12 protein-coding genes are annotated in these 13,414 nt (G+C 40.4%); 2 read left to right on the top strand and 10 right to left on the bottom strand.

The genetic code is table 11. The annotated features are described in order from the left end of the window. Positions 1–61 precede the first annotated feature (61 nt). From OLD84_RS02580 to OLD84_RS02540, 9 genes are all read right to left on the bottom strand, one after another. Positions 62–1,735, bottom strand: a complete 1,674-nt coding sequence (locus OLD84_RS02580) for a CocE/NonD family hydrolase (RefSeq protein WP_209461576.1) — start codon at positions 1,733–1,735, stop codon at positions 62–64. A gap of 30 nt (positions 1,736–1,765) precedes the next feature. Further along, positions 1,766–2,419: an ABC transporter permease gene (locus tag OLD84_RS02575; protein WP_209461575.1), complete on the bottom strand. Its 654-nt coding sequence runs from the start codon at positions 2,417–2,419 to the stop codon at positions 1,766–1,768. Continuing rightward, positions 2,419–3,348: an osmoprotectant ABC transporter substrate-binding protein gene (locus OLD84_RS02570; protein ID WP_209461574.1), complete on the bottom strand. Its 930-nt coding sequence runs from the start codon at positions 3,346–3,348 to the stop codon at positions 2,419–2,421. The genes OLD84_RS02575 and OLD84_RS02570 overlap by 1 nt, the downstream gene beginning before the upstream one ends. 18 nt (positions 3,349–3,366) lie before the next feature. After that, positions 3,367–4,011, bottom strand: a complete 645-nt coding sequence (locus OLD84_RS02565; RefSeq protein ID WP_209461573.1) for an ABC transporter permease — start codon at positions 4,009–4,011, stop codon at positions 3,367–3,369. Positions 4,012–4,022: 11 nt separating this feature from the next. After that, entirely contained in the window at positions 4,023–5,177 is a 1,155-nt protein-coding gene (locus OLD84_RS02560; RefSeq protein WP_209461572.1) for a betaine/proline/choline family ABC transporter ATP-binding protein, read from the bottom strand. Positions 5,178–5,395: 218 nt separating this feature from the next. Continuing rightward, entirely contained in the window at positions 5,396–5,869 is a 474-nt protein-coding gene (locus OLD84_RS02555; RefSeq protein WP_209461571.1) for a thioesterase family protein, read from the bottom strand. A 22-nt stretch (positions 5,870–5,891) separates the two neighbouring features. Further along, positions 5,892–6,860, bottom strand: coding sequence for an L-carnitine dehydrogenase (locus OLD84_RS02550; protein WP_209461570.1), 969 nt, complete (start codon positions 6,858–6,860; stop codon positions 5,892–5,894). A gap of 3 nt (positions 6,861–6,863) precedes the next feature. Further along, the gene (locus OLD84_RS02545; RefSeq protein WP_209461569.1) at positions 6,864–7,754 is read right to left on the bottom strand and encodes a beta-keto acid cleavage family enzyme; all 891 of its coding nucleotides are present in this window, start codon (positions 7,752–7,754) and stop codon (positions 6,864–6,866) included. 511 nt (positions 7,755–8,265) lie between these two features. Beyond that, entirely contained in the window at positions 8,266–8,802 is a 537-nt protein-coding gene (locus OLD84_RS02540; protein ID WP_209461568.1) for a TetR/AcrR family transcriptional regulator, read from the bottom strand. 287 nt (positions 8,803–9,089) lie between these two features. Here OLD84_RS02540 and OLD84_RS02535 point away from each other — a divergent pair, with 287 nt between their 5' ends. Together OLD84_RS02535 and OLD84_RS02530 are read left to right on the top strand one after the other, a co-directional pair. After that, entirely contained in the window at positions 9,090–10,340 is a 1,251-nt protein-coding gene (locus OLD84_RS02535) for a serpin family protein (protein ID WP_209461567.1), read from the top strand. Positions 10,341–10,423: 83 nt separating this feature from the next. Then, entirely contained in the window at positions 10,424–11,590 is a 1,167-nt protein-coding gene (locus OLD84_RS02530) for a pyridoxal phosphate-dependent aminotransferase (protein ID WP_209461566.1), read from the top strand. Positions 11,591–11,701: 111 nt separating this feature from the next. Here OLD84_RS02530 and OLD84_RS02525 read toward each other — a convergent pair whose 3' ends face one another. Next, complete coding sequence (locus tag OLD84_RS02525; RefSeq protein WP_245301439.1) at positions 11,702–13,222, bottom strand: flotillin family protein; 1,521 nt, start codon at positions 13,220–13,222, stop codon at positions 11,702–11,704. Positions 13,223–13,414: the final 192 nt, after the last annotated feature.

Below are 13,414 nucleotides of genomic sequence, written 5' to 3'. Positions count from 1 at the left end.
CCCGAAAAGGACCAACTTCGTAAAGTCAGTCCCTCGCAGCTTATACTATTTACTTATGGTTTCACTTTTCCTTCATTGGCAGGACCAGTCGTGACGGATATTCATCTCCATGATAAATCGTCTCAAAAGCTACTTCCCCTCCAGAAGCTGTTTTTGATGTCTGTCCGTTATTGAGATTCACATCAAAGCGTGGGGCATTGCTCGCAGCAATTTCCACACGTACGCAATGCCCCGTTTTGAAGCGATATGCAGTATGGTTAATGTCAAGATTGATATAAAACGGTTCATTTATATTCTTCACAGGTTCACGATAAAACGTATCGACAACGTTATATACCTTATTCGATGGCTCGACATCCGATACGCGTACAAAGATATCCATCAGCGGTGTGACAGAAGAAACCCAGACCTTAGCTTGAATTATTCCTAAAATGTTCAATTCCTTTGCAAGTGGTTCGCTTGTGAAAACAAGCACATCTTCGCGATCCTGAATATCTCCCTGTTCAAACATGCCTGAGTCATGTCCAGCCAGAAGAACACCTCCGCCACGTGTAGGTACAGGATTTTCCGGATCAAGCTTGAGTTGGTTCATGGATTGCACGTCAGATGGATTCCTTAGAAGGCGCCCATCACCATGACGTGACTGTGCCGCTCCTTCACTATGGAGAAAGAATTCTATTGTACTTGTATCAGGCGGCCATTTTTCAAAGGATTGCCATTTTTTCTGGCCGGCCATATAAAGATGGACAGGCTTTTCGATAGATAATGGCTTGTCTTTCAACCATTTGTCGAACCATTTAATATGAAGTTCCGTTGGATCTTTGACGCGATCAACGCCCATTTGGACTGCGCTGTTCTCAAAGAATTTCTCCCCTGCCCGTCCGCTCATCGCTTCATGTGTCCATGGGCCTATCCAGAGCATACGCTCACCACCGTAGGCTTGATAGGCTTTCAGTGTTGGTATTAATAACCCGTCAAACCAGCCGCCGATAAACAGTGCCGGAATGGAAACTTCCTGTAAACTCTTTCGCAAATTCATACGCTTAACAGTATCTTCGCTAACTTTCTGGTTCACAACATCAAAAAAAAATGAATTTGGATCCAGTTCCTTTATAGGCGGAGCCTCTTTTAAAGGCCTGTATTTTAGTAATTCAGGTAGTTTTTCGATATAGGCTTGAACCTTTTCAGATTTCTGGTTACCACGACGTTCCAGTTGATCGGGAAGTATCGATTCCAGTGTCCATGTATAGAAGTTCCCGATATCACTGGCGCCACAATCACCGTCTAACATATCTGACCAAGGCTCCGCCATTGTCATAACTGGGGCGATTGCTTTTAAGGCGGGAGGTTTTTCAGCGGCTGCGGCAAGTTGCGTATAACCATGATAAGACATGCCAAATAAACCAACCTTCCCATTTGAATAAGGAAGTTTAGCTGCCCACTCTACAGATTCGTACCCATCTTTTCCTTCATGAATAAATGGGTAAAATGCTCCCCCGGATGCAAAACGTCCCCGTACATCTTGAAGAATAACCACGTAACCTGCTTGTACCATTCGTGGCACCTCTAAATATTCATCATAATAACGAGGCGTTCTTTTATCATAAGGTAACCGTAACATGAGTACAGGATGAGGTTCGTGATCATCTGGACGGTATACATCCCCGCGAAGGATGGTTCCGTCAGATAATCGGCACGTCACATCTTGTTCAAAAATATAGTTCTTTTTTACCACGTGTAGAGTCTCCTTTGTGTACTGGCTTGTTTAGGGTTTTGACGTCTTAACTGGGTTCAATTTTCGCTCTATCAATCCCATTACTAAATCAGCAATAATCGCCATTAATGCCGTTGGAATCGCACCAGCAAGAATGATAGCTGTTCCATCAGTAGCATTTGTACCACGCAAGATAATAGCACCAAGTCCACCTGCACCAACAAAAGCCCCTATAGCTGCTATCCCAATTCCGACAACAAGCGCTGTTCGAAGACCTGCCATAATAACACTGATAGCTAAAGGTAATTCAACCATACGTAAAAGCTGGAAAGGAGTCATTCCGGAAGCGCGCCCTGTTTCAATAATCGATCTATCCACTTCTTTCATCCCTACATATGTGTTTTGTGTAATCGGGAGAATGGAATAAAGAAATAATGTTGTTACGACCGTAGTTGTTCCTAGTCCCATGACAACCATTAATACAGCCATTGCACCAAGCGCTGGTATCGTCTGAATAATACTGCCGAATGCTAGAACCCAGCTACTTAACTTCGTATATTTGGCAATGAGAATACCTAATGGAATAGAGATAAGTGCTGCAAATAAAACGCCATAGGCAGCCATAAGAAAATGTCGATAAAACTGGGTCCATATATAACCGCTATTTTGGGAAACATACGTCATCAACTGTTCTAAAGTTTCCATTATTCAACTGCCCCCTCACTTGTTTCAAAATAGTTATTTTCCTCAAGAAATTCTTCAGCTATTTTCCCGGGATTTTCAAGCCTCGCATCGGCTTTATTATTCAATTCCTGCATCTTTTCCGTTGAAATTGTTCCAGAGAGTCTATCGAGAATAGACCCGATTTCAGGATGCTCCTCAAGTACTTTATTCTGGATGACCGGTGACGTATCGTAAGGAGGGAAAAATTGTAAATCATCCTCAAGAACTTTTAAATCAAACTCTTGAATCCGGCCATCTGATGAATAGGCAAGTACCGCATCCATATGCCCACTTGCAGCAGCTTGATATACAAGACCAATATTCATCGGAAACACATCACCAAATTCATAATAAGTTTCTATGAATCCGTTATACCCATCACCTTCGCGGTTAATCCAAGCGTTATCCACACCAAATCGTAAGTCATCAGCGTAAGGCTCTAAGTCAGAAATCGCCTCCAGATCGTTTGCCTCCGCAAAGTCTTGAGTCACTGCAAGCGTATAGCTGTTCTCGAATCCGTAAGACTGTGCCCATGTTTGGTTAAATTGATCATCAAATTCAGTCTGAACAATGTCCATCGCTTTATCTGGGTCTTTTACAGGGTCCAGTCCAAGCACCCCCGCTAGATCTGTTCCCGTGTATCTAGTGGATGTAAGATCAAGATCGTCTGTAGCCATGCCCTGATGCTGTACAATAGAAGATCCTAAGTGTGTTACAAGCTCTGTATTTAAATCCGTTTCTCTCTCAATCATAAGTGATAGCATTTCTGCCATGATTTCCGATTCGGATGTTCCGAGTGCCCCAATTTGTATGGTGTTTTCTGAAGGTCCGCTTAAGCCTGGCAGGGAACAGCCCGAAATGATAAGAACGGTCATCATCGTTGTTAAAATAAGCCTCATCTTTTTTCTCATCGGTAGTCACCTCCATGTTCATGTTGTTTGATACGTATCTTTCAATCCTTCAGGTGTCAGTTTTCTTTCAATGGATGAAATCATTCGATCTGCAAGCAATGCAAGAATTGTAGCAGGAACTGTCCCAGCAATAATTAGGGATGGCTGATACAAGTTCATACCATCAAAAATAAAGTCACCTAGACCACCACCGCCAATAAATGCAGCAAGCGTTGCCCAGCCAATTAAATAAACAGTAGCCAAACGTATTCCAGCCATAATAACCGGAAGCGCCAGCGGCAATTCGATTTTGAAAATGGATTCCCGGGTGTTCATGCCCATGCCTTTTCCAGCTTCAAGCACATTCTTATTAACACCTTGAACCCCTGTATACGTATTCCGTAAAATCGGCAAAACAGAGTAAAAGAACAATGCTATAATTGCTGGAAATTTACCTACACCTAGTAGCGGAATGAAAAACGCAAGAATAGCAAGACTTGGTATAGTCTGTAAAATCCCAATAAAAGAAATGAGCCTGTCTGCATATGTTGGAATTCGTGTTAATATAATCCCAAGCGGAATAGCCACAAGGATGCCGAGAATAATAGCTGCTGCAGAAATATATAAATGTTCTCCTGTTTTAATTAATAGATCCATTCCATGTGTTGAAAAAAACTCATTCATTTATAACCCTCCTATTCTTTGGTAGCAACGGGGTCATCAATTTCTAAGCCCTCGCCCCAGATTGTGTCATAGACCATATCTGCCAGGGTTGCTCTGGTAACTATACCGACAATGCGAGCAGAATTATCTACGACTGGCACATATTTGGCTCCACGGCGCAGCATCTTATGCATCGTATCTCGAAGCTTGCTATCTTTTAATACAGAGAATACCTCACTATCCATAACCTCATGAACGTAGGACGCCTTCTTATAACTTAAATTAATCATTTCAACATCAATATAGCCTTTTAATACATTATTTGAATCCACAGTAAGAAGGGAGTCAACACGCTTTTCGCGCATTTTTGAAATAGCTGCTTTCAATGTTTCCGAGGTTTCTATCGTAACTGGGGAACCACCCATAATCTGTTCAACCGTTGTTACGTCAGGACGACCTTGGATCAAACGATCTTTCCCAATAAATTCTTCAACGAAATCATCAGCAGGATTCCGTAAAATCTCGTCAGGACTGTCAGCTTGAACTACTTCACCCTCACGCATAATAACAACTTTATCTGCTAACTTCAGTGCTTCATCCATATCGTGGGTAACAAAAACAATGGTCTTATTTAAATCTTTTTGTAGTTTTTTAAATTCTTCCTGCAAGGAATCTCTGGTAATCGGATCAAGTGCTCCGAATGGTTCGTCCATTAAGATGAGTGGTGGATTAGCTGCGAGCGCACGTAGTACACCAATTCTTTGTTGCTGCCCCCCGCTTAACTCGTGTGGATACTTATCTAAATACGTTTCCGGCATATTCACTAATTGAAGCAATTCTTTGGCACGTCTGTCTTTCCACTCTTCAGTCCACTTTAAGAGTGTTCCGACAAGCACGATGTTCTCTTTAATCGTCATGTGTGGCATAAGGCCAATTTGCTGAATAACGTAGCCAATGGAGCGACGCAATTCCACAGGGTCTTGATCCGTTATATCTCTATCATCTATCAAAATGGAACCTTCTGTTATATCAATTAATAAGTTTACCATTTTCATCGTAGTTGTTTTTCCACAACCACTTGGTCCGATAAAACAAACAAACTCTCCTTTACCTATCTTAAGGTTTAAATCATTAACAGCCGGTTGACCGTCTTTATAGTTCTTTGTCACATGCTTAAACTCTAACAAGGTAAAAACACCTCCATGTTGTATTTTCTTGATTGACAGCTTTACCAGTTAAAGCTGAGGAATACCACCATGATGGTATTCCTGTTTTTATTTGGTCACCCTTTGTCTATCAGTTCTGTGTTTCCTTTTCACACCTAAACCTAGATTCAAAGATCTTCGTCAGATTATTTATTTCAATCTTATTCATAAACCATCTCTCTTCTTGATCCGAATCGAAATCATTTTCGCTTTATCCCAATACGTCTTCCTACTTGTTTAGGGACTTCTAGATTCGCTTGCTTTTCTCGTAATGCTTTAATGGCGACAGCTACCGGTTCAGGAAAAGGAGCAGGTCTGCCTTCATCTGTATCCATCCCCATTAACATTTGTTCACTGGTCGCTACTAAATCCCCAGAAGCATTTTTCATCGTAAAGAAAACATGTAGACGTTTCGCATCATCATCCATTAATTGCACCTCTACATGAAGCTGCTCCCCTTCATTCGCTTCCTGTAAATAGCATAAATGTGTTTCTAGTGTAAAAATGGTATAAGCATGTTCCGTACGAGCTTGTGCATCTAATCCAATATAATCTATAAATTCATCCACAGCTAAACTAAAAACTTTTGCATATGCTGCATCATTCATATGGCCGTTATAGTCGACCCATTCGCTGTGCACATGAGCTTGATAAATAAATGGCTGGTTCACCATAATGATCCTCCTTCTTAATCCCCTATATTTTTGATACACTGTTCGTTGCTGGCCAGTACTCCTCTGCTAACTCGAGAACTTTGACGAGAAATTCATTACGTTTATTTTCCAAATCGGCGACTGAAGAATCACCTGCGTGCGTTTCACAGCCTTCAATAACTTTCTCTTTCAACTCGTCGGTTAATTCAGGTGCCTCTAATTTTGTCCATGGTTGCTTCAACGCAGGCCCGAACTGTTCCAGCATATGACGCATACCAGCATTTCCACCTGCTAAATGGAAGGTAAGGAATGGACCCATTTGCGCCCAACGTAACCCAGCACCGTAGACAATTGCTGCATCTACTTCTTCCGTAGTGGCAATTCCATCATTAACGAGATGCAAAGCTTCTCTCCATAATGCCTCCATCAAACGATCTGCTAAATGCCCTTCAATTTCCTTGCGCACCACTAATGGCTTCATTTGTACCGATTGATAAAAACGGCTTGCACGCTCTATAACAGAGGATTCGGTTAATTGACCACCAACTAGCTCCACAAGTGGTAAAATGTAGACTGGATTAAAAGGATGTGCCACAATCAATCGCTCTGGATGTTTTAAGTCCTTTTGCAATCTACTAGGCATAATGCCAGAAGTACTTGAACCAATAATTGCCTCAGGATTAGCATAATAGTCGATACTTGCTAGTACATTTTTCTTTAATTCTTCGCGTTCAGGCACATTCTCTTGAATTAAATCAGCTTCCTTAACTGCTTCTTCAATAGTTGAAACGAATTGCAGGCGATCAACTGAAGCACCTGGAGCAAGTCCAATTTTTAGTAAAGATGTCCAAGCAAGTTCCACTGCTTGACGCGTCTTTTCTTCTGCACCTGGAGCAGGATCATAAGCAATCACGTCATGACCATTTGCTAGAAACCTAGCAATCCAGCCATTCCCAATAACTCCTGTACCAATCACGGCTACCGTTTTAATTTCTTCCTTTAGTTGATTCATTTTTTATTTCCCCCCATTGAGGTTTCTAAGTCCATATTGTTCACGTGCTTCTTGAGGTGTCATCACTTCAAATCCGTTACCGTCTAGCGTATGAATTGCTTTATCAACTAGTTGATCATTACGAGCAAACACACCCTTACTAAGATATAAATTATCTTCTAACCCCACACGTACATTTCCACCTAACATAGCTGTTTGTGCCAGAACAGGCATCTGCATGCGGCCAATTCCAAATGCTGACCAATGCGCATTATCCGGCAGACGATTTTTCATATACATGATTGTTTCAGCATCTGCTTCTGCTCCCCATGGAATACCTAAACAGAACTGTACCATTGGATCTCCTTCAATAAGCCCTTCATCAATTAGCTGTTTAGCAAAACGGATATGCCCCGTGTCAAAGCATTCGAGCTCTGGTTTTACGCCGCTCTCTTTAATCAATGTTGCCTGATCTCTCAACCAATCCGTAGGGCTTAAATAGATCATGTTACCGAAGTTAACGCTCCCGCAATCCAGCGTACACATTTCTGGGAGTAATTCCCCCACAGGTTCGTGTCTTTGTTCTGGTGTTTGTATGTCTGTTCCATCGCCACCAGCAGCCGGTGTGTTTAGACTTGGTATAAAATCACCACCACCACCAGCGGTAATGTTTATAATGACGTCTGTTTCTGAATCACGAATTCGATCTACAATTTCTCGGTAGTGCTCCGTATCATGACTAACTCCTCCTGTCTTTGGATCACGTGCATGGACATGAGCAACCGTTGCACCTGCCTTCGCTGATTCAATCGCTGATTCTGCAATTTCTTTTGGAGTCACCGGCACATGCGTATTCTTCTTCGTTGTCTCTCCTGCTCCAGTTACTGCGGCTGTTAATAAAACTTTATTATTCATTTTCTAAATCCTCCTCGATAGATTAATTTATTACTATACATTTAACTGTATTGTCCCTCACAAAGATTATTTTATTATTACATATTTACTGTACTGTCTGGACGGTTCATTAACACAAATAAAACTATACCATCCAGACGGTTTATATTGCAACCTTGTTTTCTAATGGAAAAGGTTTTCAATTAATTTTCAAACCCCCTCTATTTACTGACAGGACAAGCTTAAAAAGATTTACAAAAAAACGCTAAAAAATATTATATACTGGGTGTCCGGGATGAACGGGAGGAGAGCGTGGAACAAATCGCTGCGGGCGCGGGATGAACGGGAGGGAGCGCGGAACAAATGACTGCGAGCGCGGGATGAAATGGAGGGAGCGCGGAACGAATGGCCGCCAGCGCGGGATGAACACGATTGGGTGCGGAACGAATGGCCGCGGGTGGGGAACAGTCCGACTGCCTGTCACGAAAAAAACACCATCTCATTGATGGTGTTTTTCATTTCATATTAGGGGTTATTCATTGGCCCAATCTATTAGTGCTTTATAAATGTTTTCCTTTTTACTTTCTTCAATATGATGAATATCAAATAGTTCCGATAACCAAATCCCGTCTACAGCTAAGCGTATAATTGTCGCTTTAACAGGGTCTAGTCCATCATTTTCAATTTCGCTTTGCCAATCTGTATATAATTCTCGCATTGGGTCCAGCAGATTAGAATTTACTGCTTTTGCTGCCAATAATCCAGCATTCATATCCTTGTTTTGGTACGTTTGATTGAACGTAACATTGATATAAGCGCGGAGCCATTGCCCTCTTTCCTCTGGGTCTATGTCTGCATTATATTCAATTTTTTCTCTGTAATTATTCGTTAAATGCTCAACCATTCCCTCAACTAGAGCTTCTTTAGAGGGGAAATGATAGAGTAGTCCTCCTTTGCTAATACCTGCTTCTACAGCAGCAGCTTCTAATGTCAAGTTGAAAATACCCTTTTCACTTACAACCTTAGATGCAGCAGTCAGTATTTCTATTTTCCTAGAATTTCGGCCCATTTATAAGCTCCTCTTAAACAATTTTATATATTAACTATACTAACCAGACGGTAAAGTTTCAAGTCTATAATGTTTTGTGTGAATTTTTTGTGTTAAGATGAATGAATAGTGATTCTAGCTTTATACATACTTGCTACCACAGTCATTTCGATTAAAACAACTCTGTTTTCCTTGTTTTAATTGTTTGATGAAAATAAGGAGATTATGCGTCCTTGACACAAATGGTTACATATGATATTTTGATTAAATATTCAGTTAATTAAACAAAGAAATGAGCTGGTTATGCATTGAAGAACATAATACTACTCTCACTTTTAGTAAGCATTTGCTTAATCGCTGTTTCCTGTGCAAACGAAGAACATACAGATGATTTCGGTTTGTCGACCGATGCTGATTTTAACGAAGATGATTATAAGTCCATCATCCCCTCCAATAATGCATTAGGATTTTCATTAATAACAGAAGTTGAAGCGAATGAAAATGGTAATTCATTTGTTTCTCCTACTAGTTTATTGATGGCATTATCCATGGTATACAACGGCGCAGATGGTGTGACGAAAGAAGAAATGGCGAACGTTTTGCAGAATGAAGGAATGGATATAGACGAATGGAATAAAGCGAATGCTTCTTTAATGTCCATGCTTCATAGAGATTCTGACCACTTTCAACTGCATGTTGCCAACTCGATTTGGCTAAACGATTTTTTTCATTTTCAAGACGAATTCGCTCAAAATAATAAAGACTATTTTAATGCAGAAATTCATGAAATTGATATAACCGATAATGAGTCTGCTGAGAGAATAAATGATTGGGTTACAGATATGACAAACGATAAAATTGACAACATTGTAGATTCTCCTCTAAATCCTGACTTAGTAGCCATACTCATCAACGCTATTTACTTTAAGGGCGACTGGACGTATGCATTTGATGAGAATAAGACTGAGGAACGAACTTTTCATTTGGACGACGGCACAACAAAAGATGTCCCGCTCATGACACAAAGCGAAGATTTAGCTTATATGGAAAATGAAAGCTTTCAAGCAGTGACTCTTCCTTATGGTGATGAAGAGATGAGTATGAACGTGTTCCTTCCAAGGGAGAATTCCAGTGTAGATGAATTCAAGGCAATGCTCACGGAGGAAAACTGGACGGCATGGAGCTCCCAGTTCGATACAAAAGAAGGCACCATTATGCTACCTAAATTCCAACTAGAATACGAGACCATATTGAATGAAACGTTAGAGAAACTTGGGATGGAGTCAGCATTTGATGAAGATGCAAATTTTCCGAAAATGATCGAAGAAGATGACCCTTTATGGATTAGCCAGGTAAAACAAAAAACATTTATTGATGTTAATGAAGAAGGAACAGAAGCGGCTGCAGCTACATCTGTAGAAATGGAGATAACCTCAGCGCCCATCGACGAGCCATTTCATATGGAAGTCAATCGCCCATTTTTCATAACCATCACGGATGATGAAACGGACGCAATTCTATTCATGGGTTCTATTTCAAATCCAATGCAAACCCCGTAGTATCATAACGCCACAGGGTTTGCATTGTAGTTCACTCTTAACGTACATATACAAATAAGGATCTAGAAATAGGGGGTATCATCATGCATTTTTCCAATCGATTGAAAAACTTACCTGATCAATTCTTCGCTGCACTTACCCATAAAGTAGCAAACGCCGTTGCTGAAGGACGGGATATTATTAACCTAGGACAGGGAAATCCAGACCAGGCAACACCACCCCATATTGTAAAAGCACTACAACAGGCTGCCGAGGACCCAAAAACACACAAATACTCCCCTTTCAGAGGGACTACTGAATTGAAAGAAGCTGCAGCTGGTTTTTATAAACGCCATTACGACGTAGATATCGACCCCAATACGGAAGTAGCCATTTTATTTGGAGCAAAAATTGGATTGGTTGAGTTGCCGCTCGCATTGATGAATGATGGTGATTTAATGCTACTACCAGATCCCGGCTATCCGGATTACTTGTCAGGCGTTAGTCTTGCAGGAGTAAATTATGAAACAATGCCTTTACTGGAGAAAAATAGCTTTCTACCAGATTATGATGCGCTTACCGACAAACAAAAGACGCAAGCCAAATTATTATATTTAAATTATCCGAACAACCCAACAGGCGCTACTGCTTCTATAAAACTTTTCGAAGATACAGTGAAAATTGCTAGAGATTCTGATATAGGAATTGTTCATGACTTTGCCTATGGTGCAATTGGTTTTGATGATGAAAAGCCAGTAAGCTTTTTGCAAGCAGATGGTGCTAAAGAAGTCGGCATCGAACTATATACATTATCGAAGACATACAATATGGCAGGCTGGCGCGTTGGGTTTGCTGTTGGAAATGCAGAAATGATTGAAGCTATTAATCTTATACAAGATCACTTATTTGTAAGTTTATTTCCTGCTGTGCAAGAAGCTGCCGTCACAGCACTCACAGAAGACCAGTCCTGTGTAGAGGACTTAGTTACCCTTTATGAGCAACGCCGCCATGTGCTTATTACCGAGTGTAAACGTATTGGTTGGAAAGTGAAGGCTCCAAAAGGTTCCTTTTTTGCATGGCTCCCGGTTCCTGAAGGCTATACGAGTGAAGGCTTTGCTGATCTGCTACTGGAAAAGGTTGATGTCGCTGTTGCAGCAGGTAATGGTTTCGGAGAACACGGAGAGGGATACATAAGAGTTGGACTATTAGTGGATGAAGAGCGTTTAAGAGAAGCCGTGAAACGGATAGAAACGTTACACATTTTCACTTAAGAGAAAACATAAAAACTACCGCAATAGTACCAACCCCCGAAAGTTAGAGTAGAAAATCTAACTTTCGGGGGTTTTTTAAATTTACTATTCAAATTTAATTTTGCTTACTTCCTACTCTTCAGCGTTCATCTCATTCTCTGGTTTACCATCTGTTGAATTGGCCAATTCTTCATTAGATATCTCGTGATCATGACTTCCATCATCTTTATTTAACGTGTTTGCAATTTCCCCTAACTCACCTTTTAAATTTTTCCTTCCAGATAAATTATTCACTATTTCGTTAAGGTCTAGCCCAGTCATTTGTGCCAAACTTTCTTGAAGATTAGTCATCATACCAGTAACGCTGCCTGGTAAACTTTCAACTCCATTTCCTTTTCCACCATCAAGAATACGAATAGACTCCACATTGCTCAACGGTTCAGACACCGCTTTGGCAAAGTCCGGCAACATTTTAATTAACATTTCTGTCATCATTACTTCTTTATGTTTGTTCAATGCCTCTGCTCGTTTTTCAATCGCTTCTACTTCAGCTACACTTTTCATTTTGATAACTTCAGCTTCTGCACGCCCTGCTTTTTCTTGTGATTCCGCTTCTGCCTCAGCTGCTTTTACTTTTTCATAGTACTCTGCCTCCGCCTTGGCTTGACGGACTTTAACCTCTTCTTCTTCTAATTTAACATGTCGTTCCCGTTCAAATAACTGTAAGCGCATTTCCTCTTCCTTTTCCTGACTCACAATTTTCAAACGTTCCCTTTCTACTTCAATTTCTCGTTCAGCTCGTTCTAAATCATACGATGCCTCTGTTCTTGCCTTTTCTCTTTCCGTTTCCGCTTTGATTTGAGCATCTTTAATTTCTTTCTCTTTACGTGATTCTGCAATAGCGATATCTCGTTCATATTCTTCCTTTTTGACATCTTCATTCATTTGAGCAGTGTGAACTTTTGTTTCTCTTGTGTTCGTTGATTCAGCGATTTCCGCTTCTTTTTTCACTTGAGCAATTTTAGGTCTACCTAAGTTTTCTAAATAATTTTCATCATCTGTCAAATTAGTTAAACCCAGCGATGTAATTCTGAATCCCATATCATCTAGCTGAGACTGAGCAATTTGCCTTACCTGTTCATTGAAACTCTCCCTATCGCTATTGATTTGTTCCACTGTCATTTTAGACAAAATAGCTCTTAAATTCGAACCAAGCACTTCTGAAATATCTTTTTTATATTCTTCCGACTCCCTACCTAAGAACTGCTCCGCATATTTGACGATCCCTTCAAGTGTGTCCGAAACCTTGACTGTAGCTACAGCCTCTCCAAAAATCCCCACCCCTTGTTGTGTGTATACTTTTGGCGTTTCAATTTTCAGTTGGAAGGCATTTAGTGAAACGGGTGTATGTGTTTGAAACATTCTCAAACGATGTCCTCCACCTCGAATAACTTTCATTGATCTTCCTTGATCATCCTGAAAAATGTTTGTTTCTTTTTCGGGATCGCCTAACTTCGGCCCTGTGATAATTAAGGCAATATTGGATGGAACCGTCTTATATTTTATTTTCATATAAATGAACCAACCAACGCCTCCAATTACCACTAATATTAGGACTGCGATTACTATTGGTAACGTAAGCAAAACATCCAATTAACATTCTCCCCTTTTTAATTATTTATGTAGTTCAATATTATGTCAATATGACCTTTTTACTAAAAATTCATTTAAATCCCCCTTCACCTTTCATGGTACATTTTTTTATTTTACAGCACAACTATTGTTTGCAATTAATATATGCTATTTACCATCATGAAAAGAATGTAAATAAACAATTTTATGTAA

It is taken from the genome of Virgibacillus natechei (genome assembly GCF_026013645.1).
Lineage (GTDB): Bacteria > Bacillota > Bacilli > Bacillales > Amphibacillaceae > Virgibacillus_L > Virgibacillus_L natechei.
Note: the sequence above shows the minus strand (reverse complement) of the source record. Positions and strands in the feature narration are given on the sequence as shown.